This window comes from Siminovitchia sediminis, from assembly GCF_042680885.1.
GTDB lineage: Bacteria > Bacillota > Bacilli > Bacillales > Bacillaceae_C > Siminovitchia > Siminovitchia sediminis.
This window is the reverse complement of record NZ_JBHUEO010000116.1, coordinates 35,950-61,701: the sequence shown is the minus strand read 5'-3', so window position 1 is coordinate 61,701 and position 25,752 is coordinate 35,950. Positions and strand designations below refer to the sequence as shown.

Sequence of the window (25,752 nt, the reverse complement as noted above, 5' to 3'; positions counted from 1 at the left end):
TGGTCGTTACATCCCTGCTCATTTTACCTAAAAGAAATTTTTTCATCAAGACACTGCAATAAAACAAATGCTTAACTTTTTTTAGATGGCGGGGCTTTCAACAATATAGGCAATAGGGATGGAAGAGATACTTCTGAGCTGCTGTTTTCAGAAGTGGTAAATTTCCCTTTGACACATGTCAATCGTCCACCCTTGGGGATCAAGTATTGGAATTTGTATGTATCGGTAAACTTCCGTCCACGAAAAACAGCCCGCCCTCACATGGGCGGACTGCTCTCAGACTTTTTATTCATATAAAGGAAAGCGTGAAGTGATCGCTTCAACTTGTTTTCGTGCTTCTTCCAATTTCGCTTCATCTTCATGGTTTTTCAAAACAAAAGCGATGAGGGAAGCAATTTCATCCATTTCTTTCATACCGAAGCCGCGAGATGTAACTGCAGCTGTCCCAATACGAATACCGCTTGTTACAAACGGACCTTCAGGATCATAGGGAATGGTATTTTTATTGACGGTAATTCCTACATCATCCAGTACCTTTTCTGCATCTTTGCCTGTTAATCCCAAAGAACGCACATCCAACAGAAGCAGGTGGTTATCCGTTCCTCCTGACACCAAATCAACGCCTTCTTTTTTCAGGCTTTCAGCAAGTCTTTTTGCATTTTCTATGATCAGCTTTGTATAATCTTTAAAATCATCGCGCAGTGCTTCACCGAATGCTGCAGCCTTGGCTGCTATGACATGCATCAGCGGGCCGCCCTGTAATCCCGGGAATACAGATTTATCAATAGCTTTGGCATACTCTTCTTTACAAAGGATCATACCGCCGCGAGGTCCCCGCAGTGTTTTATGAGTCGTAGTTGTAACAAAATCAGCATATGGCACCGGATTCGGGTGAAGTCCTGTTGCGACAAGACCGGCAATATGAGCCATGTCTACCATGAAATAAGCCCCGACTTCATCCGCAATTTCACGGAACTTTTCAAAATCAATGATTCTCGGATATGCGCTTGCCCCGGCAACAATCAGCTTTGGCTTGTGTTCCAAAGCTTTTTGACGAACATCTTCGTAGTTAATGCGGTGAGTTTCTTTGTCAACACCGTACTCAACAAAATTATATTGAACTCCGCTGAAATTAACAGGGCTTCCGTGAGTCAGATGTCCGCCATGGGACAAGTTCATGCCAAGCACAGTATCTCCGTGCTTTAAAACAGAGTAGTAGACCGCCATGTTGGCTTGAGCCCCGGAGTGAGGTTGTACGTTCACATGATCTGCGCCAAATATTTCTTTTGCACGCTCGCGTGCCAAATCTTCTGCAATATCCACATATTCACAACCCCCGTAATAACGGCGGCCAGGATAACCTTCAGCATATTTGTTTGTCAAAACCGAACCTTGAGCTTCCATGACTGCTTCGCTGACGAAATTCTCAGATGCGATTAGTTCTATTTTTGTTCGCTGCCTGTTTAACTCTTTTTGAATCGCCTCGTATAATTGCGGATCTTCTTGCGCAATTGCGCTGGAAGCACGATTTTCCCTCAATTTGCTCATCTTGCTCTCCCTCATCCTTTCAAGATTGGCTAGTGTATTCGTTAATCGCTTATATTTTACCACGAAGACTACTGATTTCCAAACTACTTTTTAACAAAAACTGAACATTATCATCAAAAGGAACACTGATCGTTCAGTTTTTGCTTCTCATAGACGGCTCTGGAACCGCCAATCAATTTGGGCCGGGTGGCAGCTAATGTGACATGTGCCTCACCAATAGATGTTTGGCTGACTCTTACCGGGACAGCCACATGCTTCAGATGCATTCCGATAAATGTATCGCCAATATCCATTCCGGCATCAGCTTTAATAAATTCAACAACGACCGGATCATTCATCCGAGAGTAAGCGCAAGTGGCCATAGATCCACCTGCACTTCGAACTGGAACGACAGTTACCTGCTCCCATCCCTTTTCCAGTGCAGTTTCTCTTTCCACTACGAGCGCACGGTTAAGATGTTCACAGCATTGGAAGGCTAAATGAATGTTTCTCTCATCTGCAAATTTTTTTAATTCCTCGTAAAGCATGTCTGCCGCTTCCAGAGTTCCGGAAGTTCCGATTTTCTTTCCGGCTATCTCGGAGGTTGAGCAACCGATCACTAGTACCTGCCCAGAGGATAAGGGTAAATTTTCTCTGCATTCTGCAAGAAGACTGCGCACCTCTTCCCGCCATTGTTCAACTGCCATGTCGGACCCTCCTTATTGTTGTGTATTTCCTTCGTATTCTGTTATTTTTCTCAATCGATTTTCGTGTCGTCCGCCCTCATATTCTGTTTCAAGCCATGTTTTAGCGATCTCGCGAGCCAGGCCGGGGCCAATGACCCTTTCGCCCATTGCAAGTATATTGCTGTCATTATGAAGCCTTGTTGCCTTAGCGCTGAATACATCATGGACAAGCGCACAGCGGATTCCATTTACTTTATTGGCTGCAATACTCATGCCGATACCCGTTCCGCAGATCAGGATCCCCCGATCACACTCTCCACTGGCTACCTTCTCGGCAACCGGCAAAGCATAATCCGGATAATCAACTGAGCATCCGCCTTCACAGCCAAGGTCTTCATATTCAATGTTCATCTCATCCAACAGCCGGAGGATTTCCTTTCGGATGTTTACACCACCATGATCAGATGCAATTGCAATTTTCATTGAAAATTCTCCTCCTTCTCTTTCATACACGCTGCTTTCATTATAATTTAAGACCAATCATGTTGCCATTTTAAAAGCGATACTAGTCGAGTGAAAGCCGCCTGATCAGGTCTTTTAATTCCTTGAAGGCAGAGCGATAAGTATCGATATCTCCTCCAAATGGATCTGCAATATCCTGGCTGCCATGCGGTCCGTCCACAAATTCCTTTAATGTGAAAATTTTATCTGCCGCACCGGGGTATTGATCCATCAGCATGGCTTTATGGGCAGATGTCATTGCAAATACATGAGATGCCCAATCTAAGTCCTCTTCCGTCAACTGCTTGGATCGGTGATCCAGCTCCATCTTATTTTCTTCAAGCACCTTCAATGTATTCCATGCAGCCTTGCTGCCTTCAACAGAGTATAATCCTGCTGACCTTGCAAAGGCTTCCCCAGATCGTAAATGATTAAAAATAGCCTCAGCCATCGGGCTTCGGCATGTATTGCCTGTACAAACAAACAGGATTTTTTTTGTCATGGGATTCCCGCCCTTAATAGAGTTTTCCCTCATTATACATCAAAAAACGCGAACATTCGAATAGAGCAGAAAGGACTTCCCTCAAAGACCTGTACGAATTTCAAAGTTCTATAGGGATGGGGATTTTTGTACGGCTAAGAAGACCTCTTCGAAAGAGCAATCTCATTGCCTTCTATAAACCTTTACGAAATTTCCCGGAGAGATCACTTACACCTAAACAAATGGCCGTCTGACAGACAGCTCTTAGTGATGACACTATGTAATGGTCCTTCAACCAATCAAAATCAGCTTAATTCCAAAAAGGACTAAGATGCTTCCCCCCAACAGTTCTCCATAAAAACCGAGCCAATGCTGTACCTTTCTCCCCAAAAGCAATCCTGTCCAAGTCAAAACGGCAGACACAACTCCGAAGACCCCCATTGCCGCCATGACTTTGACTCCAAACATCCCCAGACTTAAACCTGCTGAGAAACTGTCCAGGCTCACAATCAAACTGAAAAGCAAAAGCCCCCAGCCAACTGGTACCACAATGGATTGATTCTCTTGCCGAAAACAGGATGCCCCCATCAAAATCCCCATAATAATTAAAAGCATCCCGCCGATATAACTGGTAATGATTCCAAAGGTAACTGAAAGGAGGTTCCCTGTTAAAATGCCAAGCAATGGCATGACCATATGAAAAAAACCAATCGTCATTCCAATTAAAAATATTTGGCGTAATCTCAGTTTAAAAACCCCCATGCCAAGCGAAATGGAAAATGCGTCCATTCCCACAGCAAAGGCCATGATGACTAATGTGATCAGTTCAGGAAGAAACATGAACTATATCTCCTTTCACTTCGGACGTGCCTATAAAGAAGCATATGCACGCCAGTGAAAGAGTAGACTTACAGCTGAAGTTCCAGAACGGCGCTCTATAGCGGGGTTATGGTTTTTCCTGAGTAATCTTTCTATGTCCGGCTGCCTTCTCAAGCCGGTTCATAATTGCATGTCCCATGCCTTCAACAGGAAAAACTTCTGAATAAATTAAATCAAGATCATATTCATCAAAGCTTCTCAATGCCTGATAAAGATCTTGGGCCACGGCGGATAAGTTGTTTCTGCTGCCGCAGACGGAGACAGCATCCGCACTGTAAAACGGAGCGGATTCTGAGGTAGCCAATATGCCGACTTTTAATCCTGATCCTCTTTTTTCATCTATCTTTCTCTGTATCCATTTATTATCACCATCCAATAAATATACCGGAGCAGCAGGAGCATAATGACGGTATTTCATTCCTGGTGATCTTGGCGCAGAATGCGCATGTTGAATCGCAGGATCCTGTTCCACTTGTCCCACTGTCTTTTCAATCTCTTCTTTCGCCAGCCCGCCGGGCCTTAATATGACAGGAACAGGGGACGTACAATCGAGAACAGTTGACTCCACTCCTACACCTGCCGGTCCGCCATCTACTACACCGGCAATCAAACCACGAAGATCATCCAGCACGTGATCAGCTGTCGTAGGACTGGGTCTTCCAGATTTGTTGGCGCTTGGTGCCGCGACAGGAACATTTGCCGCATCAATCAATGCTAAGGCTATCGGATGATCCGGCATCCTTACAGCAACGGTATCCAGACCTGCGGTTACAAGTGATGAGACTGCACCCGGCTTTTTTTTGAAAATTAATGTGAGCGGTCCCGGCCAAAATTCGCTGATTAATAATTCAGCTGTTTCCGGAACGTGATCTGTCAGGAGGCCGAGCTGGTTTCTTTTTGAAATATGGACTATGAGCGGATTATCCGCGGGCCTTCCTTTTGCAGCAAAAATTTTTGAAACAGCAGTATCGGATAAAGCATTGGCACCTAGTCCATAAACCGTTTCTGTAGGAAAAGCAACCACCTCTCCCTCACGCAGCAGTTTGGATGCTTCCACAAGTTGTGGATATTCCTCTTTGTTATTCACACAATTATCCACAGACCAATATTTTGTCTCCATCTTTTCCACCTCTTTTTTCCTAACTGCTCAACTTAATCCATAGTGCTTTTTTCATCAGTTATTCAATTAATCAAACATTTAATTAAGAGATTATCAACATACTGGGGATAAAGCAGTTAAAACTGTGGATAAAAATCCGCTTCTCTGTGAATAAAACATATCACAAAAACAAAAAATCTCCCCTTCGAGAGATTCATTGTTTTACAGCAAGCCACCAAATAATTCTTTTAAGAAAAATTTAACCTCTACTTCTTCCTCTTCTTCCCCAACAATAACAGGTTTCGTTTCAGGAAGCGGTTCATCCTTTATTTCTTCAGTCATGACCGTCTCGTCAAGTTGGCTGGCCTCTTCCTCTACTCCCTCTTTTACCGCAGTACTGTTTGAAAAGTCCAGGAAGCAAAGCGGTGGAAATAAAACACACCACCAATTGGCCCCTGTTCCTTCACCAAGCGTAATTAATACAGCTTCGTATGTCCCTGCAGGATATAAATATTGCCCATACAGTTTTGTCGGGAATTGGACATTGCCAAAATCAATGGTAACGGAGTAGTCCAGGCCTTTCTTTTCCAGTTCTTCCCTGGCGATACTTTCAAGCTCGGGCAGTCTTGAGGAGATTATTTCCCGCGCTTCTTCAAGAGAAGTTAACTGTTCCACCCATTCGTCTATTTTTTGTGTAACTGCATCACGGACAGCTCTTTTGACCTCTTGGTCTTTTTCACTGTCACTGTTGGCTAATATTCTTAACCGGATAGCTTCTTCCGGTATAACTACCATTTGTTCCGCAGCCGCTGATTCCGTCTCAGGAACATATACATTGACAACAGCCCCGAGGATCAGAATCAAAATGTATAAACTTGCGATATATGTTTGATAGAATTTTTGTTTGCTATATTTCCTCATATTCCCCACCTGTCCCTTCAATAGGACAGTATGGACAACAATCAGATTTTATAAACAAACGAAAAAATAGCCCTTGGAATTTGATCTATTGTACAATCGTTACAATCCGTTCTTTCCCATTGATATCCCTTATCACTTCAATCTTTGCATGCGGAAAGCCTGCCGAAAATATTTTTTGCACTTCTTCACCTTGACCATTCCCAATTTCAAAAGCTGCAACTGCCTGTTCCTTCAGAACGAATGGCAAGACTTGTGAAAACCGGCGATAAAAGTCCATCCCATCTTCTCCTCCAAATAGAGCAGAATGAGGCTCATGCCCGGAAACTACCTCTGACAAGTTTTCTCCTTCAGGGATATAAGGCGGATTGGACACGACCATATCCAGTTTAATCCCTCTATCCACAAACGGCTGGAGCAGATCCCCTAGCAGAAATACAATATCTGCACCCAACCGGCCGGCGTTATTCTTTGCGGTTTCGAGCGCCTTTTCTGACAGGTCTGTTGCATATACAGACAGTTCGGGTTTTTCCAGCTTTAAAGTTATTGCAATAGCACCGCTTCCCGTTCCAATGTCTGCCGCCTTTAAGCTTGAAAAAGACCCCTCGAATGACTTCTCCATTTTTCCCAGTAATGCAACAATCAGTTCCTCTGTCTCCGGCCGGGGAATCAAAACATCCGAATTAACCATAAAGGTTCTTCCAAAAAACTCTTCAGATCCGGTGATATGCTGTACAGGCTTTCCCTCTGCGTGTTCTTTTACAGATTTTTCAAATTGATTCCAGTCCGTACCGCTTAAAGGTTCCCTCAGTTTTGCCAGTAAGGCCGAGCGGCTCATATTTAACTGAGCCCTCAGAAGAATTTCCCCTGCATTGGAATCTCGTCCATATTCTTTTAAAAAAGAAGAAGCCCAGGAAAGGGCTTGAAAAATGGTATGCTGTTCAGCCAATTATTCTTCCACGCTTTCAAGCTTTTTGGATTGGTCTTCAACAATTAAGGCATCTATAATTTCATCCAGCCTGCCTTCCAGAATTTGATCCAGCTTCTGCAGTGTCAAACCGATCCGGTGGTCCGTTACACGGCTCTGCGGAAAATTGTATGTCCGAATTCTCTCTGAACGGTCACCCGTGCCGACAGCCGACTTGCGACTTGCATCATACTCTTCCTGTGCTTCTTGCTGGTACTTGTCGTAGATGCGGGCACGCAAGACTTTCATCGCTTTTTCTTTATTTTTGATTTGAGATTTCTCATCTTGGCATGAGACGACAATGCCTGTTGGAACATGGGTTAAGCGTACAGCAGACATCGTTGTGTTAACACTTTGCCCTCCCGGCCCGCTTGAAGCAAAAGTATCGACACGAATATCTTTTTCATGAATATCCACTTCCACCTCTTCAGCTTCAGGAAGAACTGCCACAGTGGCTGTGGATGTATGAATACGGCCGCCCGACTCCGTCTCCGGTACACGCTGTACCCGGTGTGCACCATTTTCATATTTTAATCTGGAAAATGCACCTTTTCCGTTAATCATAAAAATAATTTCTTTAAATCCGCCCAGCCCTGTGGAGTGCTCCTCGATGACTTCAGTTTTCCACCCCTGAGCCTCGGCATATCTGCTATACATACGGTATAAATCTCCGGCAAACAAAGCCGCTTCATCGCCTCCTGCAGCCCCCCGGATTTCCATAATGACGTTTTTATCATCGTTCGGATCTTTGGGAAGCAGCAGAATTTTTAGCCGTTCTTCCAGCTTCTCAATGCGGCTCTCCAATTCATCGATCTCATCCTTCACCATCTCGCGCATTTCCGGATCAAGCTTGTCATCCAGCATTTCCTTCGCGTCACTGTATTCTGATTTTACCTGTTTATACTCTCTGTAAACTTCCACCGTCTCGGCTATGGAAGACTGTTCTTTCGAATATTCCCTTAGCTTTTCAGAGTCGTTGACAACATCTGGATCGCTCAACAATTCATTTAATTTTTCATAGCGGTCTTCAACCGCCTGTAGTCTATCGAACAAAAGTCTTCACCTCAAGTATCCATTCATGCTCTTTTTATAGTACACCGTGCACTTTCTGCAAAGCAACTTTTTTATCAGAAACGCGGAGGGGGCTGCCTAGGGGCGACAAGCGCTGGCCGCCGACAAACGCCACATCCTGTGGCGTCGGTGGCACTAGGACGTCCTGTCCGTCGGAGGCAAAACCAGCGAAGGCGTAGTTTGCCTTCATTGGTTTTGTTGAAAGTGCCTCGAGCCCCTGCCGCCCCAGGCTCGACAACAGAAAAGCGGAGGCGCCTTGATTAGCCCCGACATGCATAAGACTGCCGCAGAAGAAAGCGGTCTTTGCCTTCGCTGGCGACCTCGAGCCGAGGACGGCGTTTATCATATACCCACAAGTTTTGTTTTCGTCTTTTTATTCACATTCTGGAAATTTTCCACTGCTGCCGGTTCATATATCCACATGTGGATAAGTATGGTGGAAACGCACAGTTCTGCAGGGATATATAAAATAAGTTCTCATCCTGTTGCCAATTGCTCCCCGTGATAAATAGCAGTCAACAAGAAGCCGATGTTGGTCAAAAAGCCTCCAGCAGACACAGCACTTATACTTCATACGTGTACAGCGAGAAACGCTTGCATCTTCATTTGGACAGGAGGAATATTTATCCTGAATTACCTCGGCAGGCAGCTTGTCTCCTCAGGTTAAAACATCTGGGGCTTCGCTGCACACGCCTTCCGGTCAGCCGCCGCCAAAATTATATAAAACAAAACCGGCTGCAAGCCGGTTTTTCAGTAATCGTTTATTTTCATTTCCTGAACTGCAGCCACATGTTCGCTTTTTCCGGGAGGAACTTCGTGATGCCGGCGGCATCTGGCTTCGTAAGCTTCCGATGCGCCTACCAATATGACGGGATCCTCATCACCCGCTGGTTTCCCATCTATGAGCCGCTGTGTCCTGCTTGCTGGTTCTCCGCATACAACACAAACCGCATGTAGCTTAGTCACATATTCCGCCATCGCCAATAATTGCGGCATGGAGCCGAACGGAGTTCCGCGAAAATCCTGATCCAGCCCTGCCATGATGACTCTGTGGCCGGAGTCAGCCAGTTGATTGGCCACAGTAACAATCTCTTCATCAAAAAATTGAACTTCGTCCACCGCCACGACGTCCACTTCCGCATGAACCCTATCCAGTATATCACGGGAACGATCTACAGGTTCTGCAATGGCTGAAAGGCCATTATGGGAAACAACTTCATTTACGCTATAACGGTCATCCAATCTGGGTTTAAATATCATTAAATGCTGCTTTGCATATTGAACTCTTCTGATTCTTCTTATCAGTTCTTCCGTTTTACCGGAAAACATACTTCCACAAATGATCTCTATTGACCCTTTTTGATTAGTCACATCCACAGATCCGCACCTCCGCGACAAAACGTTGCACTTCTTCAACAGTATGTATATCTTATCCACATCAGAGAAATAAAAAAACAGGCAAGCGCTCTTGCCCGTTTTTCCCGTAATTATTTAAGACCGTATTTTTTATTAAAGCGATCTACACGGCCATCTGCAGATGCAAATTTTTGACGGCCTGTATAGAATGGATGACATGCTGAACAAATTTCAACACGAATGTTTTCTTTGACAGATCCGCTCTCAAATTCGTTTCCACATGCACACTTAACCGTTGCTTTTTTATATTCCGGATGGATTCCAGCTTTCATTCCATTTCATCTCCTTAATGCCCTGAATCATTTGCTGAAACAGAGTTCAATATTACCACGCAGACTTGTCTGCAGTAACTTCAAAAAGCACATTTTTTATTATAACAAGGCTGCTTATAAAATGCAATTCCCAATATAGAAAACAAAATTATTATTTTGTTGACAGCACCTCAAAAAATTCTTCATTTGATTTAGTTTGCTTCAGCTTGCGTATAAATTTCTCCGCAAAATCAGGCGTGTCGGACATTGCCTTACGAAGTTTCCACATTTTCTCAAGCTGATCTTTCGGAATAAGAAGCTCTTCCTTCCTTGTCCCGGAACGCCGAATATCGATAGCGGGAAAAATTCTTCTTTCCGCCAGCGAACGGTCCAAATGCAGCTCAAGATTTCCTGTTCCTTTAAACTCTTCATAAATCACGTCGTCCATTCGGGAACCCGTATCCACAAGCGCCGTTGCCAAGATCGTTAAGCTTCCGCCTTCTTCTATGTTTCTTGCTGCACCAAAGAACCGTTTGGGACGGTGGAAGGCAGCAGGATCAATACCGCCCGAAAGCGTCCTTCCGCTTGGCGGAATCACGAGATTATACGCACGGGCAAGTCTCGTAATACTATCCATTAAAATAATGACATCTCGCTTATGTTCCACGAGCCGCATGGCCCGCTCCAGAACAAGTTCAGCCACTTTTATATGATTTTCCGGAACTTCATCAAAGGTTGAGCTTACCACCTCTGCATCTACCGAGCGCTCAATGTCTGTTACTTCCTCTGGCCGTTCATCAATCAACAGTACAATTAATTCAGCTTCGGGATGATTTGTCGTGATTGAGTTGGCAATGGACTTTAACAGCATGGTTTTACCGGCTTTTGGAGGGGCTACAATCAAGCCGCGCTGCCCAAAACCAACTGGGGAAATCAGGTCCATAATTCTGGTAGATATGTTAGATGGGGTTGTTTCCAATCTAATTTGCCTATCCGGATATAGAGGCGTTAAGGCAGGGAAATGCACCCGCTCTTTTGCACTTTCCGGGTCATCGCCGTTGACTGCTTCTACATGCAGCAATCCATAATATCGTTCATTTTCTTTAGGCGGCCGTACCTTCCCCGAAACTTTATCACCATTCCTCAAATCAAACCGGCGAATTTGCGAAGCCGAAATATAGATATCTTCGGAGCTTGCTGTATAATTAATCGGTCTTAAAAATCCAAAACCTTCCGACTGGATAATCTCCAGTACACCTTCCATGAAAAAAAAGCCTTCCTGCTCTGCACGAGCTTTTAAAATGGCAAAAATCAATTCTTTCTTTGTCAATTTACTGTAATAAGAAACTTTATATTCTCGAGCCAGTTCATATAATTCTTTCAGTTTCATATCTTCCAAAGAAGAAATGGTTAATGCAGCCATATTCACACCACACTTTATTATTTTATTGTACGTCCTTTTATACATGCATTGTTCTCACTTATGCTGTTCATCCTGCTATGTTCTTCTTGTTATAAATCCTCGTGAAGTTGAAAGAGTAAAGTATTTATGTTGAGAAAGTGGAAGGATTTTCATTGAGTGCCATTTCACTTGAAGAATAGGAAGAATGAATCCGTGTATAGCCCAAAAATTAATGATTGATAACCACCTGATAACCAGCACTAAGTTTAAAGCCGTCGCTTGATGGCGCATGACGACCCAACAGGAGACGCCCGGTTTCTAGTGGTCCGCCAGAATGATTCTTGAAGACCCCTCTTACAGCGAAAGGTCTAGGAATGTTGTCTTGAATGGTTCATAACAACCAAACCCTGCCCCAGGCCTGCCTGAAACAGTTGTCTAAAATAAAAGTCAGGAAGGAGGGACCGTGTCCCTCCTAAAAAATTAATTTTCTACAACCATATTGGGTTTTTTACTGAGACTGTGCCGTCCCTCTATAAAGCGGATCGTCCCTGATTTAGCCCGCAGGACCAGAGAATGTGTGGATCCATAAGACCCTTTAAACTGAACGCCTTTAAGCAATTCGCCGTCTGTAACTCCAGTCGCAGCGAAAATAGCATCATCGCCCTTCACCAAGTCTTCCATCCGGAACACTTGATGGATATCGATGTTCATTTTCTTGCAGCGTTCCATTTCCGCATCATTGGAAGGTACAAGCCTTCCTTGAAGTTCTCCGCCCAGACACTTCAGTGCTGCAGCAGCAATGACGCCCTCAGGGGCACCGCCTGTCCCAAACAAAATATCTACACCTGTATGGTCAAAAGCTGTATTGATGGCACCAGCTACATCGCCATTATCAATTAGCTTGATACGGGCGCCGGCTTCGCGCAGTTCCGCAATAATTGCATCATGACGCGGGCGATTCAATACTGTCGCTACTACGTCTTCTACATTTTTATTTTTGGCTTTTGCCACCGCTTTTAAATTGTCTGTCACAGAAGCATTGAGATCAATTTTCCCTACGGCCTCAGGTCCGACAGCAATTTTTTCCATATACATGTCAGGAGCATGAAGGAGTGTTCCCGTATCGGCAATTGCGATCACAGACAAAGCGTTCCATCCGCCGGAAGCCACAATGGATGTACCTTCCAATGGATCTACTGCCACATCTACTTTCGGTCCTTCGCCTGTACCCAGCTTTTCGCCAATATACAGCATGGGCGCCTCGTCCATTTCTCCTTCGCCGATTACCACTGTTCCCTGCATAGGAATGGTATCAAACACTTTACGCATGGCAGTGGTAGCTGCATCATCCGCTTCGTTTTTCATTCCACGGCCCATCCATCTTGCAGACTTCAATGCCGCTGCTTCCGTCACCCGAACGAGTTCCATTGACAAACTTCTTTCCATCGACTTTCCTCCCGTCATTGGCAACAATCCTGCTTGATTGCCCTGAGGTAAAAGTATACCATATTTCAGCCAATTACTGTATGGTCTTTTACAGAAAAATGGGAATGATGATCAAGAACTCTTTAATTGTTCAATCTCCTGGTCCGTCATTTTCTCCCGCCAAATGGTTGCCCCAAGTCCGTTCAATTTCTCTACTAAACCACTGTATCCCCTGTCGATGTGCTCCAGTCCCGTTACTTCGGTAATTCCTTCAGCCATCAGTCCGGCAATCACAAGAGCTGCACCCGCTCTTAAGTCGGATGCTTTTACTCTGGCCCCCTGAAGGACCTTAGAGCCATTTACAATGGCCGAGCTTCCCTCTACCTTAATGTTGGCGTTCATGCGCCTTAATTCATCAATATGTTTAAAACGGGCAGAATAAATAGTGTCCGTGACAATAGAAGATCCTTCAGCTCTTGTCAGCAAAGCTGTAAAAGGCTGCTGCAAATCAGTTGGGAAGCCTGGATATACAAGCGTTTTAACATCAACTGCCTTTAAATCTCCGCTCTTGCCAATAAACACCTGCTCATCGCCTATTTCCACCGGAACCCCCATTTCTCGAAGTTTGGCGGTCAGTGATTCAAGATGATGAGGTATGACATTATCAATTAATACGCCCTCACCAATCGCGGAACCTAAGATCATAAATGTCCCTGCTTCGATCCGGTCAGGAATAATCGTATGCTGGCATCCGTGCAAATGTTCCACTCCATCAATTCGAATAACATCCGTGCCGGCCCCTTTGATTTTGGCTCCCATGTTTGTAAGCAACGTAGCCACATCTATAATTTCTGGTTCCTTTGCAGCATTTTCAATTACTGTCCGCCCTTTGGCTTTTACTGCAGCCAGCATAATATTGATCGTGGCACCAACACTCACAACGTCCAGATAAATCCGGGCTCCCTGCAATTCATCCGCCCTTAAATAGAGTGCGCCCTGTTCATTGGTCACTTTCGCCCCCAAAGCTTCAAAACCTTTAATATGCTGATCGATTGGCCGAGGTCCCAGGTGGCATCCCCCCGGCAATCCGATAACCGCTTTTTTAAACCGTCCGAGCATAGCTCCCATCAAGTAGTAAGAAGCCCTGAGCTTCTTGACTTTTCCGTTTGGCAAAGGCATCGAAATCATCTGACTGGGATCTACATGCATCCGATCATTATGTAGAGTTACTTTCCCGCCAATTTCCTCCAATAAACTGCTCAACGTATCTACATCTGAAATATGGGGCAGACCCTCTATGATTACAGGGGAATCTGCCAAAATCGTAGCCGGAATCAGTGCAACTGCACTGTTTTTGGCTCCGCTCACTTTTATCGTTCCTTTTAACGGGTATCCGCCAGCAATCTTTAGCTTCTCCATTTTTGACTTCCTTTCAAGCCTTTAAGGTATAATTGTGGAAAAAATAGGCATTATACCTTTTATTATAAACAAAAGTTGGCGAAACATGTAGACTTCAGAGGATAATTATAAAATTGTTTTATTTGTTTTTCCTGGCTTCCCAGTCACGCATGAAAGATTCAATGCCCCAGTCCGTTAATGGATGTTTGAACAGCTGTATAAGCACTTTATATGGAAGGGTCGCAATATGTGCGCCGCTTAGTGCTGCTTCTGTCACATGCTGCGGATGCCGGACAGAGGCAGCAATGATTTGCGTATCAATATTGTGAATGGAGTAGATGTCTCGGATTTCACCAATGACATCAGCTCCGCTATGGCCAATATCATCCAAACGCCCCATGAATGGAGAAACGTACGCGGCACCTGCCCGTGCAGCAATAAGTGCCTGGTTAGCGGAAAAAATCAGTGTAACATTTGTTTTAATATTTTCTTTTGAAAGGATGTTTACAGCTTTCATCCCATCATGTGTCATAGGGATTTTGACTGTGATATTTGGAGCGATGGATGCCAGTTCCATTCCTTCTTTTACCATTCCATCTGTATCAAGCGCAATCACCTCAGCACTGACAGAGCCGGGTATGATTTCCGTAATTTCTTTTAGGCGATCTTGAAATGAAACTTCCTCCTTTGCCACCAATGAAGGATTGGTTGTTACTCCGTCAATCAGTCCAAATTCAACGGCTTTCTCTATTTCATTTAAATTGGCCGTATCAAGAAAAAATTTCATTTGGATACAACTCCTTTTCTTTTAGTTGACTGCAGATGTCATGATTAGTTTTGTCCGGTGGATCCCGGACCATGCAAAATCCGCTGTAAATGTAAATAAGTTGTTCCTCATTTTCCCCATTGACATGAAGAAAAACCGTCCATTCTTTTTTTCTATATAATATGGAGAAACCGCCATAAAACATCTGGCGGTTTCATTGCTTGATTTCATCAAAATACATGCGTTCCCGGCCCCGGTCCTGCTGAAGACCCGGAAACAGATGCATCGGATTTTTATGCTTTTCCTGAAGATCCGAATTCACGCATTTTTCCGATCACCGTTTCTTTAATAGCTTCTCTCGCGGGTCCCAAATACTTACGCGGATCATACATCTCGGGATTTTCAGCCAGAACCTCGCGTACGCGCTTTGCTGATGACATTTGATTTTCTGTATTTACATTAATTTTGGCTGTACCGAGGGAAATTGCCCTTTGAATATCTTTGGTCGGGATACCGGTGCCTCCGTGCAAAACAAGCGGTACACCCGTAAGCCTTTGTACTTCTTCCATTCGGTCAAAGCCCAATTTAGGCTCTCCTTTATAGGGCCCATGCACAGAACCCAAGGCAGGAGCAAAGCAATCAACATGTGTTTCCCTTACCAGGCGATCACATTCTTCCGGAATGGCATAAGAAGCTTCAGCATCATCAACAGTCAGGTCATCCTCCTGTCCGCCAATTCTGCCGAGCTCAGCTTCAACAGATACGCCAAACATATGAGCAAGCTCAACGACTTTCTTCGTCAACTCAATATTTTCATCAAGCGGCAAATGAGAACCATCTATCATGACCGAAGTGAATCCTGCATGAATTGCTTTCGCGCAGGATTCGAAACTTGAACCGTGGTCCAGATGAATGGCCACAGGAACAGTGACTTGATACTCCTCCATTAGCGCTTTTACCATTTGAACCACTAGTGTAAAGCCGCCCATATAACGGCCAGCCCCTTCAGATACCCCCAAAATAACTGGTGATTTTTCTTCCTGCGCTGCCTGCAGAATGGCCTGTGTAAATTCAAGATTGTTTAAATTGAATTGGCCAACCGCATATTTTCCTTCATTTGCTTTATGTAACATCTCTCTCATGGAAACTAAAGGCAAAGTCTTTTCCTCCTTCAAATGTGGGACTATGCCCATCAACGTCAATCTTTTGCAGTATCATCATACCAAATAATGAGATGCAATATCAACGATCCTTTACATTCTATGTTTATGTAGTCGTCCAGTCTGACGGCTGGAACAAGTACTTCCTAACAGCCGAACGGATTTCATCAATGTCAAACGGCTTCGAAAAATGTGCAAGCGCTCCCAGTTCTTTCGTCTTTTCTATTAAATCTTTTTCACCGTATGCAGTCATAATGATCACTTTTATATCTGCCTTTATTTCCTTCAGCTTACTCAATATTTCAAGACCGTCCATTCCCGGTATTTTCATATCCAGTAAAACAAGATCGGGATCATGCTTTTCGGTTACGTCCAAAGCCTGCAAACCATTAGCAGCTTGAAAAATCTCGTACCCTTCTTTTTGCAGAACTTCGTCCAATAAAGTTCGTATTCCGAATTGATCATCGACAATTAACACCTTTTCCATTTAGATCCTCCTTTGACTAGAGTAATCCATACCAACTACTTCAGATTCATATTTCAATAGGATGTTTTGATTTTAATAACTTAGTGATTGTTATTCGCTGTATAGAATACATTCTCCTTCTAAAGTTGTAACCCTTTACATTTTCTTTTGACAATAACTTGCTTTTTTTCCCAAGTTAGGACATCTTTATTACGAGTCTCATGTTTGGAAAGGAAGTCTATTATGTTGAAAATGCTATCGACCCAGCTGACCGGAATTTTTATGAAGATTAAAGATAAAGAAGAACTGGCCCTGGAAGACGGAGCAAGATTATTAGCGCAGGCTCACGCCGGCGAGGGAACCATTTATATTGAAGGATTCGATGAGATGGAGGGCGTTGTTCTGGATGCTTTGAAAGGGCCTGAACCGATGAGACAAACAGCCAGATACAGGGAGTTGGATGAGTTGACCCCTGCAGATCGTGTTTTGTTGTTTTCACGTTTTTCTGACAGTCCTAAAGCCTTAGATTTAGGCAGGAAACTTGCTGAACATCACACTCCATTTGTTTCTGTTTCAGCCGTAACCCGGGAAAAAAGTGAAGAATTATCCCAATTGGCGGATGTCCACATTGATACCCATGCCATTCGTCCGATTCTTCCGGCAGAAGACGGGAGCAGGGTTGTTTTCCCTTCGCTAATTACCGCGTTATTTATCTACCATGCCCTGAAAGTTACTGTGGATGAAATCCTGTCGGAATATGAGTAAAAACGGACTGTTGCTCCGGGCTGAAATGCCTGATTCTGATCCGACGGTACATTTACCTATGTATAATAAAAGTTATTATTTAATGGCAAAAGTATGGAGGAGCTCCTCTATTTGCTCTCAGGCTTCATCAGTATCATGTTCCTGGTGTGTTAGTCACGTGGATGCTTTGGTGATCTTGACCAAACGTTTGCCTTAAATTTATAACCGGCGAGTTTCGTTATCATCCGTAGTTCCGTTACCACAAGATTTGGGCGAGAACATGAAAAGCCGCGATCAACAGTTAGTTCAAAAGACTGGAATTATATCGGAAAAACAACGTCAATTAAACGAAAACCAGGCTCAGGAAAAAATTCATTTTCCTGAGCCTGGTCTGTTTCCAGCTGGAGGCGAGTTCCCCGGTATCCTTTTATTTTTTCAACGCAGCATGGATAAACCCTTTGAAAAGCGGTTGCGGTCTTGTAGGCCGTGATGTAAATTCAGGATGAAACTGGCTGGCGACAAACCAAGGATGGTCCGCTATTTCCACAATTTCAACCAGTCTTCCATCAGGGCTTGTACCGGAGAAAATAAAGCCTGCTTCTTCCAACTGTTGCCGGTAATCATTATTAAATTCGTAACGGTGGCGGTGGCGCTCATGGATGATATCTTTATCGTATAATTCATAGGCCTTTGTTCCTGTCTTCAGTTTGCACGGGTAATTGCCCAATCGAAGTGTTCCGCCAAGATCAACAATTTTATCTTGGTCCGGCAGCAGGTCAATCACCGGATGATTTGTTGCCGGGTTGATTTCTGATGAATGTGCCGTCTCAAGCCCTGCAACATTTCGTGCATATTCAATGGAGGCCAGCTGCATGCCCAGGCAGATTCCCAAGAATGGCACTTTATTTTCTCTTGCATATTTGATCGCAGCCAGTTTACCATCAACCCCACGATCTCCAAATCCTCCTGGTACAAGAATCCCGTCACAGTCGCTCAGCAATTCCTCCGTATTCTCATCATTTACCAGTTCAGCATTCAGCCATTTGACTTCAATGTCTGCATTATACACGTAACCTGCATGTTTTAGTGCTTCCACTACAGAGATGTAGGCATCAGGAAGTTCCACATATTTGCCTACCAGAGCAATTTTGGCTGTAAAGGATAAGTTCTTCACTTTTTCTACCAGTGCATGCCAATCAGTCATGTCTGCCTCAAATGAGACAATTTTTAAATGATCACAGACAATTTGGTCTAAATGCTGGTCTTGTAAAGCCAGCGGAACAGAATAAAGGGTATCTGCATCCATCATTTCAATCACAGCATGTTTTTCAATATCACAGAATAATGCAATCTTGTCTTTCATATCTTGGGAAATGGGCATTTCCGTACGAACAACAATGACATTAGGCTGGATTCCCAGACTCCTCAGCTCTTTTACACTGTGCTGTGTAGGTTTTGTCTTCATTTCTCCGGCAGCTTTGATATAAGGGACAAGTGTACAATGGATATACATCACGTTATCCCGGCCGACATCATTTTTCATCTGCCTGATGGCCTCAAGGAATGGCAGTGATTCAATGTCACCTACCGTACCGCCGATCTCCGTAATCACAACATCAGCATCTGTTTTTTCGGCTGCACGATAAATCCGGTCTTTGATTTCGTTGGTAATATGAGGAATAACTTGTACAGTCCCGCCGTTATAATCCCCCCGGCGTTCTTTTCTTATGACCTCGGAATATATTTTTCCAGTCGTCACGTTACTGTATTTATTCAGATTAATATCGATAAAGCGTTCATAATGTCCAAGATCTAAATCAGTCTCTGCCCCATCTTCTGTTACAAATACTTCACCATGCTGATATGGGCTCATTGTACCCGGATCTACATTCAAATAAGGGTCAAACTTTTGAATGGTGACATTTAAACCGCGATTTTTAAGTAAGCGACCGAGTGATGCAGCAGTAATTCCTTTCCCCAGCGAGGAAACAACACCACCAGTTACGAATATATATTTTGACACAACTTTTCCTCCTTCATCCTGTCCCTAGGATTCCACATCATTCTTCCAGATAACCAAAAATCAACAAAAAAATGCAAGCGTTCATTCGGCAAATCAAGACAATAGCCCTTTGACGAACTTACACCGCTCACAGAATATGAGGTATTTAACCTGTCAAAAAACATAAAAAACGCCCCGCTACAAAAGTAAGGGAGCGTTACGTATCGTAAATCAGTCCTTTTTCAAAGGAGCCCAAGTAAGATTCTACATATTGGATGGTAAGAAGTCAAGAATATTATTCTTCATCTTCTTCCTCGTCCTCCAAGTCTAATTCCTCATCATCTTCTTCCAATTCATAATCGCTGTCTAACAGTTCTTCATCGTCGTCCTCAAACTCTGCTTCCTCTTCCTGAAGAGCTTCAAGACTTTCATCCTCTTCCTCATCGAAACTTTCGTCCAAATCTTCTTCATACTCCAGATCATCATCGTCCATACCAAGAAGAAGTTCATCCTCTTCCAGCGCAGCCTTGGATTTTTTCTTTTTCTTCTTTGGTGCAGTAGGAATAATCACCTCTTCATCAACTTGATCAAATGGATACCACTCCCGGAGCCCCCATGTATTGTCACCTAGGGCCATAAAGCTTCCATCCACATTCAAGTCAGTATAAAACTGAAGAATTCTAGGGCGAATGTCGTCCTCGGACAACCCCAGCAATTTAGCAATTTCAGCTGTCAGTTCCTGGAATTGCATTCCTTGTTTTTTTTCAATTAATATCGTTTGCGCCAATTCAATAAAAGACATTTCCTGCAACTCTTCCTTGGATAATTCCTGAAGTCTCAATCCCTGCACAACCTTTCCGCCTATATTAAGAAAAGTGCCCGCGTCCCGCTTGATCCCTGCAAATACACCACTATATTCTGAGGAGGCCATTCATTAGCCGGCACAGAAAGCGCGGCTTAGACCTTGCCGGGGAGGACGCAGTTGCCGAACATTCATGATTTCGTGCTATTTATAGATACTCCACATTATAAACAAATATCTTTCCATTATGCCACTCTTTTATTCATTATTTATAAAAATTAAGTGAGAAGCAATGAATAAACGATTGACCTATGTACTTTTCCTTCAATTCAGCATCCTTGCGTAAAAAAACCACAGCTGCCCTGCTGCGGTTCATTCGGCCTATCTTATTCGGGAGGAGGCTCTTCCGTCTGTTTACTTTCAGATCCATTCATAAGGCGATAACCGAGATAAAACAACACAGCTGAGGCAGCAAGAAACGGAACCGCTCCAAGACGGCTTTGGTATAAAGCATAACTGACAGCCAGAGCAATCAAAAAGCCCAATACCTTCAGTCCGAATTTCATTTACCCACATCCAGTCAACAAACGTTATACAATCATTTTATCTGGATCTGCAAACAAATACCAGAAAAGCCAAGTTACCACTTACATGTTCCGCCTGTATTGTCCGCCGACTTCATACAGAGCATGAGTAATCTGCCCCAGGCTGGCTGTCCTCGTTGTTTTCATCAGTTCAGCAAAAATATTTTCTCCGCTGACTGCCGTTTCTTTTAACCTGCTTAAGGCTGCTTCCGCTTCCTTGGCATGTTTGCTTTGGAAAGAGCGTAAATTTCGAATCTGTGTTACTTTTTCCTCTTTTGCAGCGCGGGCCAATTCTAGATGATCCATTTCCTCTTCAGATAGAGGGTTCGGATTTACATACGTATTAACACCGATAATAGGAAGTTCTCCAGAATGTTTTAAAGTCTCGTAATACAGGGACTCCTCCTGTATTTTCCCCCTTTGATACTGGGTCTCCATCGCTCCTAGTACTCCGCCTCTGTCATTGAGGCGCTCAAACTCCTGAAGGACGGCTTCCTCCACCAAGTCTGTCAACTCCTCCACAATAAAAGATCCTTGCAGAGAGTTTTCATTTTTTGACAAACCGTGTTCTTTTGTAATAATCATCTGAATTGCCATTGCTCTCCTTACTGATTGCTCTGTCGGGGTGGTGATCGCCTCGTCGTAAGCATTGGTATGAAGTGAATTGCAATGATCCTGCAAAGCCATTAGTGCTTGAAGCGTTGTCCGGATATCGTTAAAATCCATCTCTTGTGCATGGAGGGACCTGCCTGATGTTTGAATATGATATTTCAGTTTCTGGCTGCGTTCGTTTGCACCGTATTTTTCACGCATCACAACTGCCCAAATCCTTCTGGCCACTCTTCCGATGACTGTATATTCCGGATCCAGACCGTTTGAAAAAAAGAAGGACAGGTTAGGAGCAAAATCATCGATATCCATTCCGCGGCTCAAATAGTATTCAACATATGTGAAACCATTGGCAAGCGTAAACGCAAGCTGTGAAATCGGATTAGCCCCTGCTTCGGCAATATGGTAACCGGATATAGACACGGAGTAATAATTTCTTACTTGATGATCGATGAAATACTGCTGAATGTCTCCCATCATTCTTAATGCAAACTCTGTAGAAAACACACACGTATTTTGTCCTTGATCTTCTTTTAAAATATCGGCCTGAACAGTACCCCGCACTGTTTTCAGAGTGTGGCTCTTTAACTCCTCAAATTCTTCACGGGTCAGCCCTCTGCCCAGCTCTTCCTGCTTTTTTTCCACCTGCTGGTCAATAGCTGTATTCATAAACATTGCCAAAATAATTGGAGCAGGGCCATTGATCGTCATGGAGACAGATGTGGACGGATCACACAGGTCAAAACCGGCATACAGTTTCTTCATATCATCAAGCGTACAGATACTGACACCGCTCTCTCCTATTTTTCCGTATATATCCGGCCGCTCATCAGGGTCTTCTCCATACAAAGTGACTGAATCAAAAGCCGTGCTTAGCCGTTTGGCTTTGTCATCTTTTGATAAGTAGTGGAACCTGCGGTTCGTACGCTCGGGTGTCCCTTCCCCGGCAAACTGTCTCTTCGGATCCTCTCCCTGCCGTTTAAAAGGAAATACACCTGCTGTATAAGGAAACGAGCCTGGTACATTTTCTTTATATACCCATTGTAAAATTTCACCGTAATCCTTGTAGGAAGGCAGGCTGACCTTCGGTATGGAAAGACCCGATAAGGTTTTTGTCTTTAATTCCGTTACAATTTCTTTACCTCTGATTTTTACAGCATAATGATCTTTTGCATAGCTCTCCTTTGTCCCCTCCCAATGTTCCAAAACTTTTTTGGAATAGGGGGTAAGTTGTGCCTCCGCCTCTTCTTTTATTTTCACAAGAACTTGAATCATTTCATTGTTTTCCCCTTCACTTTCAAGCGCCTCTATTGTGCCTTCTATCTGAAACAGCTTCCGGGCAGTCTGTACCTGGTTTGCAGTATGCTTTTGATACGTTCGTACAGTCTCAGCAATCTCCCGTAAATAATGCTGGCGTGAGGGGGGAATAATCACATTTTTTTGATTTTTCACTGCCTCTGTTTTGGGAAAAGACACCTTCCAGTCTGTGCCGCATTTCTTATTTATCAGCTCAATGAGAGCGGCAAATAAAGTATTTGTCCCTGGATCATTAAATTGATTGGCCATCGTTCCATACACAGGCATGGTGTCAATAGTCTGATGAAACAGCATATGGCTTCTTTGATATTGTTTCCTCACCTGGTTTAAGGCATCCTCCGAGCCTTTTTTCTCAAATTTGTTGATCGCGATGATGTCTGCAAAATCAATCATGTCTATTTTCTCAAGCTGTGTGGGAGCACCATATTCACTTGTCATTACATACAGGGCAATATCACTGACTTTCCTTATTTCCGCATCCCCCTGGCCTATGCCGCTTGTTTCAACAATAATCAGATCAGCACCTGCTGCTTGAACAATTTGTATGGCGTCGCGGATGGCAGCCGAAAGCTCGTTTCTTGACCCCCGGGTGGCAAGGCTTCTCATATAGACACGCGGAGAAAAGATCGCATTCATACGAATCCTGTCTCCCAGCAGAGCCCCGCCTGTCTTGAGCCGTGTTGGGTCAACCGATAAAACAGCCACCTTTTTTTCCGGAATTTCATGAAGAAACCTCCGGATTAATTCGTCTGTCAATGAACTTTTTCCTGCTCCCCCTGTACCGGTAATACCAAGAACAGGGGCCTCTTTGCCCATTGTAAGAATTCGCGAAAGAATCTCCTTATACCAGTCCATATGCTCTTCTTTTTTATTTTCCGCAAAAGTAATTAATTTGGCAGCCACAGCCATATTGCCTGTTGGAAGTTTGGCAACCTCTTGTTCAACCGAATCATCTACCGTGGAAAAGTCGCATTCCTGGAGCATTAGATTAATCATCCCCTGCAGGCCGAGCTTGCGCCCGTCTTCGGGAGAAAAGATGCGGGCGACCCCATAATTGTGAAGCTCTTTTCTTTCGCGCGGGATGATGACCCCGCCTCCGCCGCCATATATGCGAATATGCGGCGCCCCCTTTTTCTTCAGCAAGTCATACATATACTTAAAATACTCCATATGGCCGCCTTGATAGGAAGAAACGGCAATTCCCTGTACATCTTCCTGTATAGCGGCATGAACCACTTCTTCCACTGAACGGTTATGGCCCAGATGGATGACTTCTGCTCCGCTTGCCTGCAATATTCTTCGCATGATATTAATGGATGCATCATGTCCGTCAAACAGGCTGGAAGCGGTGATGAACCGGACCGGATATTGGGGCGTGTAGACTTCACTCACTTATTTCACCCTCCTATTTCCGCTAATCCTTTACTGCTTGATTCTGGAAAAAGCAAATCTGTCTGGAGTCGGATATATTCATCAATTGTATACGTCTTTTGAAGAGCCCAGCGGCGGAACCCCCACATTTGGCCTTGGACAAAGATCGTATGGGCCAGCATTTTCTGATGGTCCCTTGTAAGAGAAAGCTCTCCGTTTTCTGCACAGCGACGGATCAGCTGATCAAACATGCCGACCATTTCCAGCTCCTTCTTTAAGACATACGAACGCGCTTCATTGGATAATGATTTTACTTCCTGGTACATGACCAGCACTTCATCCTGCATTTCATCAACGATTCTAAAATAATGGGCAATCCCGAGTTTCAGGTCCTGTAAACTCCCTGTCTCCAGATCTATGCTGCTCAGTCTGTTCTGCACCCTCTCATATATGCTGTCGCAGACAAGAAATAGCACATCCTCCTTTGTCCGGATATACTCATACAACGTACCGATACTGAAACCGGCTGCCTTGGCAATTTCTCTTGTCGTTGTCCGGTGAAAGCCTTTTTGCTTAAATAGGCTTACCGCTCCGCGGATCATTTGACCGCGGCGCATTTCCACCAGCTTCTGATCTTTTACTGATGCCTGAATTTCCCTTTTGACTGCCAATTTAATTCACCTTCTCCATCTGCCCATGCGGGCTCATCCGTAGCAGGCATGCCTGCATGATCAAACCCGGCGTTTTTTCTTCATCTCTTAAACCCCTGTGTCATAACATTCTGGAAATCACCAGCCGCTGAATCTCCTGGGTTCCTTCATAAATTTGGGTAATTTTCGCATCACGCATATACCGTTCTACCGGGTATTCTTTTGTATAGCCGTAACCGCCAAATATTTGTACGGCATCGATGGTCACTTTCATGGCCGTATCCCCGGCCATTAGCTTGGACATGGCAGACGCTTTTCCGTATGGAAGCCCTTCGGACTCCAGCCATGCCGCCTGATAGGTGAGCAGCCTGGAAGCCTCGATAAGAGTTGCCATATCCGCCAGCTTGAATGAAACCCCCTGATTATCCATGATCGGTCTGCCGAATTGTTTTCTTTCTTTGGCATATGCCAAAGCTGCATCAAGGGCTCCTTGAGCAATTCCGACCGCCTGGGCGGCAATCCCGTTTCTACCGCCATCCAGGGTCATCATGGCAATTTTAAAACCATATCCTTCGTCTCCAAGAACATTTCCCACGGGAACTTTACAGTCCTCAAAGAGGATCTCAGTTGTGGGTGAAGACCGGATCCCCAGTTTTTTCTCCTTTTTACCGATGGAAAATCCCTCAAAATTTTTCTCTACAATAAAAGCCGTACAACTTCGTTTATCTTTAGGGTCAAGCAAGGCAAAAACAATATAAACATCGGCGATCCCGCCATTTGTGATAAATATTTTGGATCCGTTTAAAATGTAGTGCTCCCCATCTCGCTTAGCTGTTGTTTTCATCCCGCCTGCATCTGACCCGGAACCCGGCTCAGTGAGTCCATAAGCTCCAATCTTCGTTCCCTCAGCCATTGGTGTTAAATATTTTTCCTTCTGCTCTTCTGTACCGAATGCAAAAACCGGCCACCCGGCAAGCGATGTGTGGGCAGAAAGGGTAACCCCGGTGGATGCACACACACGGGACAATTCCTCAACCGCAATGCAGTATGCCAAATAATCGCTCCCGATGCCCCCATATTTTTCCGGCCAAGGGATACCAGTCAATCCCAGTTCTGCCATTCTCTCAAAAATAGTCATATCAAACCGCTCTTCCTCATCCCGTTCAGCTGCTGTTGGCTCTACCTCTTTATTTGCAAAGTCATGCACCATCTTTCTGATCATTTCATGCTCTTCACTTAATGAAAAGTTCATCGAGACCC

24 protein-coding genes are annotated in these 25,752 nt (G+C 44.2%); 1 reads left to right on the top strand and 23 read right to left on the bottom strand.

All coding sequences use genetic code 11. The annotated features are described in order from the left end of the window. Positions 1-285: 285 nt before the first annotated feature. The 17 genes from ACFSCZ_RS18845 to ACFSCZ_RS18765 all read right to left on the bottom strand — a co-directional run bounded on the left by ACFSCZ_RS18845 (position 286) and on the right by ACFSCZ_RS18765 (position 16,434). Positions 286-1,548 (bottom strand): serine hydroxymethyltransferase, encoded by a 1,263-nt coding sequence (locus ACFSCZ_RS18845; protein ID WP_380776445.1) that lies wholly within the window; start codon positions 1,546-1,548, stop codon positions 286-288. 113 nt (positions 1,549-1,661) lie between these two features. Next, positions 1,662-2,234: a TIGR01440 family protein gene (locus tag ACFSCZ_RS18840; protein WP_380776442.1), complete on the bottom strand. Its 573-nt coding sequence runs from the start codon at positions 2,232-2,234 to the stop codon at positions 1,662-1,664. Positions 2,235-2,246: 12 nt separating this feature from the next. Next, positions 2,247-2,696, bottom strand: coding sequence for a ribose 5-phosphate isomerase B (gene rpiB / locus ACFSCZ_RS18835; protein ID WP_380776439.1), 450 nt, complete (start codon positions 2,694-2,696; stop codon positions 2,247-2,249). Between the two features lie 82 nt (positions 2,697-2,778). After that, positions 2,779-3,216, bottom strand: coding sequence for a low molecular weight protein arginine phosphatase (locus ACFSCZ_RS18830; RefSeq protein ID WP_380776436.1), 438 nt, complete (start codon positions 3,214-3,216; stop codon positions 2,779-2,781). A 270-nt stretch (positions 3,217-3,486) separates the two neighbouring features. Further along, entirely contained in the window at positions 3,487-4,035 is a 549-nt protein-coding gene (locus tag ACFSCZ_RS18825; RefSeq protein WP_380776433.1) for a manganese efflux pump MntP, read from the bottom strand. Between the two features lie 106 nt (positions 4,036-4,141). Beyond that, complete coding sequence (locus ACFSCZ_RS18820) at positions 4,142-5,194, bottom strand: L-threonylcarbamoyladenylate synthase (protein ID WP_380776430.1); 1,053 nt, start codon at positions 5,192-5,194, stop codon at positions 4,142-4,144. A 201-nt stretch (positions 5,195-5,395) separates the two neighbouring features. Beyond that, positions 5,396-6,094, bottom strand: a complete 699-nt coding sequence (spoIIR, locus tag ACFSCZ_RS18815) for a stage II sporulation protein R (protein WP_380776427.1) — start codon at positions 6,092-6,094, stop codon at positions 5,396-5,398. An 85-nt stretch (positions 6,095-6,179) separates the two neighbouring features. Further along, complete coding sequence (gene prmC / locus ACFSCZ_RS18810) at positions 6,180-7,040, bottom strand: peptide chain release factor N(5)-glutamine methyltransferase (RefSeq protein WP_380776424.1); 861 nt, start codon at positions 7,038-7,040, stop codon at positions 6,180-6,182. Next, complete coding sequence (gene prfA / locus ACFSCZ_RS18805; RefSeq protein ID WP_380776421.1) at positions 7,041-8,111, bottom strand: peptide chain release factor 1; 1,071 nt, start codon at positions 8,109-8,111, stop codon at positions 7,041-7,043. 768 nt (positions 8,112-8,879) lie between these two features. Then, entirely contained in the window at positions 8,880-9,506 is a 627-nt protein-coding gene (locus tag ACFSCZ_RS18800) for a thymidine kinase (RefSeq protein WP_380776418.1), read from the bottom strand. Positions 9,507-9,616: 110 nt separating this feature from the next. Next, a complete protein-coding gene (gene rpmE, locus ACFSCZ_RS18795) occupies positions 9,617-9,817 on the bottom strand; it encodes a 50S ribosomal protein L31 (protein WP_018708415.1) in 201 nt (66 codons plus the stop codon). A gap of 151 nt (positions 9,818-9,968) precedes the next feature. Further along, on the bottom strand, positions 9,969-11,219 hold the full coding sequence (rho, locus tag ACFSCZ_RS18790) for a transcription termination factor Rho (RefSeq protein WP_380776413.1): 1,251 nt from the start codon (positions 11,217-11,219) through the stop codon (positions 9,969-9,971). Between the two features lie 459 nt (positions 11,220-11,678). Then, the gene (gene glpX, locus ACFSCZ_RS18785; RefSeq protein ID WP_380776410.1) at positions 11,679-12,644 is read right to left on the bottom strand and encodes a class II fructose-bisphosphatase; all 966 of its coding nucleotides are present in this window, start codon (positions 12,642-12,644) and stop codon (positions 11,679-11,681) included. Between the two features lie 111 nt (positions 12,645-12,755). Continuing rightward, the gene (locus tag ACFSCZ_RS18780) at positions 12,756-14,042 is read right to left on the bottom strand and encodes a UDP-N-acetylglucosamine 1-carboxyvinyltransferase (RefSeq protein ID WP_380776407.1); all 1,287 of its coding nucleotides are present in this window, start codon (positions 14,040-14,042) and stop codon (positions 12,756-12,758) included. Positions 14,043-14,160: 118 nt separating this feature from the next. Then, positions 14,161-14,808, bottom strand: a complete 648-nt coding sequence (gene fsa / locus ACFSCZ_RS18775) for a fructose-6-phosphate aldolase (protein WP_380776404.1) — start codon at positions 14,806-14,808, stop codon at positions 14,161-14,163. A gap of 272 nt (positions 14,809-15,080) precedes the next feature. Further along, positions 15,081-15,944: a class II fructose-1,6-bisphosphate aldolase gene (fba, locus tag ACFSCZ_RS18770; protein ID WP_380776401.1), complete on the bottom strand. Its 864-nt coding sequence runs from the start codon at positions 15,942-15,944 to the stop codon at positions 15,081-15,083. 109 nt (positions 15,945-16,053) lie between these two features. Then, positions 16,054-16,434: a response regulator gene (locus ACFSCZ_RS18765; protein ID WP_380776398.1), complete on the bottom strand. Its 381-nt coding sequence runs from the start codon at positions 16,432-16,434 to the stop codon at positions 16,054-16,056. 222 nt (positions 16,435-16,656) lie between these two features. On the opposite strand from ACFSCZ_RS18765, the gene ACFSCZ_RS18760 reads away from it, so the two are divergent. Further along, positions 16,657-17,178 (top strand): DUF2529 domain-containing protein, encoded by a 522-nt coding sequence (locus ACFSCZ_RS18760; RefSeq protein ID WP_380776395.1) that lies wholly within the window; start codon positions 16,657-16,659, stop codon positions 17,176-17,178. 406 nt (positions 17,179-17,584) lie between these two features. Here ACFSCZ_RS18760 and ACFSCZ_RS18755 read toward each other — a convergent pair whose 3' ends face one another. The 6 genes from ACFSCZ_RS18755 to ACFSCZ_RS18730 form a co-directional block, all read right to left on the bottom strand. Then, positions 17,585-19,180, bottom strand: a complete 1,596-nt coding sequence (locus ACFSCZ_RS18755) for a CTP synthase (RefSeq protein WP_380776392.1) — start codon at positions 19,178-19,180, stop codon at positions 17,585-17,587. Positions 19,181-19,454: 274 nt separating this feature from the next. Beyond that, positions 19,455-20,009, bottom strand: coding sequence for a DNA-directed RNA polymerase subunit delta (gene rpoE / locus ACFSCZ_RS18750; RefSeq protein WP_380776389.1), 555 nt, complete (start codon positions 20,007-20,009; stop codon positions 19,455-19,457). Positions 20,010-20,347: 338 nt separating this feature from the next. Continuing rightward, positions 20,348-20,527, bottom strand: a complete 180-nt coding sequence (locus ACFSCZ_RS18745; RefSeq protein ID WP_380776386.1) for a hypothetical protein — start codon at positions 20,525-20,527, stop codon at positions 20,348-20,350. Between the two features lie 81 nt (positions 20,528-20,608). Continuing rightward, complete coding sequence (icmF, locus tag ACFSCZ_RS18740; RefSeq protein ID WP_380776383.1) at positions 20,609-23,863, bottom strand: fused isobutyryl-CoA mutase/GTPase IcmF; 3,255 nt, start codon at positions 23,861-23,863, stop codon at positions 20,609-20,611. A 5-nt stretch (positions 23,864-23,868) separates the two neighbouring features. Continuing rightward, positions 23,869-24,513 (bottom strand): TetR/AcrR family transcriptional regulator, encoded by a 645-nt coding sequence (locus ACFSCZ_RS18735; RefSeq protein ID WP_380776380.1) that lies wholly within the window; start codon positions 24,511-24,513, stop codon positions 23,869-23,871. A 100-nt stretch (positions 24,514-24,613) separates the two neighbouring features. Beyond that, positions 24,614-25,744, bottom strand: coding sequence for an acyl-CoA dehydrogenase (locus ACFSCZ_RS18730; RefSeq protein WP_380776377.1), 1,131 nt, complete (start codon positions 25,742-25,744; stop codon positions 24,614-24,616). Positions 25,745-25,752: the final 8 nt, after the last annotated feature.

Coding starts and splice junctions, on each gene's coding strand:
- rpmE (WP_018708415.1), bottom strand. CDS start 9,817: ATGAAAGCTGGAATCCATCCGGAATATAAAAAAGCAACGGTTAAGTGT.
- ACFSCZ_RS18780 (WP_380776407.1), bottom strand. CDS start 14,042: ATGGAGAAGCTAAAGATTGCTGGCGGATACCCGTTAAAAGGAACGATA.
- rho (WP_380776413.1), bottom strand. CDS start 11,219: ATGGCTGCATTAACCATTTCTTCTTTGGAAGATATGAAACTGAAAGAA.
- ACFSCZ_RS18840 (WP_380776442.1), bottom strand. CDS start 2,234: ATGGCAGTTGAACAATGGCGGGAAGAGGTGCGCAGTCTTCTTGCAGAA.
- fsa (WP_380776404.1), bottom strand. CDS start 14,808: ATGAAATTTTTTCTTGATACGGCCAATTTAAATGAAATAGAGAAAGCC.
- ACFSCZ_RS18745 (WP_380776386.1), bottom strand. CDS start 20,527: ATGAAATTCGGACTGAAGGTATTGGGCTTTTTGATTGCTCTGGCTGTC.
- ACFSCZ_RS18830 (WP_380776436.1), bottom strand. CDS start 3,216: ATGACAAAAAAAATCCTGTTTGTTTGTACAGGCAATACATGCCGAAGC.
- ACFSCZ_RS18765 (WP_380776398.1), bottom strand. CDS start 16,434: ATGGAAAAGGTGTTAATTGTCGATGATCAATTCGGAATACGAACTTTA.
- glpX (WP_380776410.1), bottom strand. CDS start 12,644: ATGGAAAGAAGTTTGTCAATGGAACTCGTTCGGGTGACGGAAGCAGCG.
- ACFSCZ_RS18820 (WP_380776430.1), bottom strand. CDS start 5,194: ATGGAGACAAAATATTGGTCTGTGGATAATTGTGTGAATAACAAAGAG.
- ACFSCZ_RS18730 (WP_380776377.1), bottom strand. CDS start 25,744: ATGAACTTTTCATTAAGTGAAGAGCATGAAATGATCAGAAAGATGGTG.
- spoIIR (WP_380776427.1), bottom strand. CDS start 6,094: ATGAGGAAATATAGCAAACAAAAATTCTATCAAACATATATCGCAAGT.
- ACFSCZ_RS18845 (WP_380776445.1), bottom strand. CDS start 1,548: ATGAGCAAATTGAGGGAAAATCGTGCTTCCAGCGCAATTGCGCAAGAA.
- ACFSCZ_RS18825 (WP_380776433.1), bottom strand. CDS start 4,035: ATGTTTCTTCCTGAACTGATCACATTAGTCATCATGGCCTTTGCTGTG.
- ACFSCZ_RS18760 (WP_380776395.1), top strand. CDS start 16,657: ATGTTGAAAATGCTATCGACCCAGCTGACCGGAATTTTTATGAAGATT.
- rpiB (WP_380776439.1), bottom strand. CDS start 2,696: ATGAAAATTGCAATTGCATCTGATCATGGTGGTGTAAACATCCGAAAG.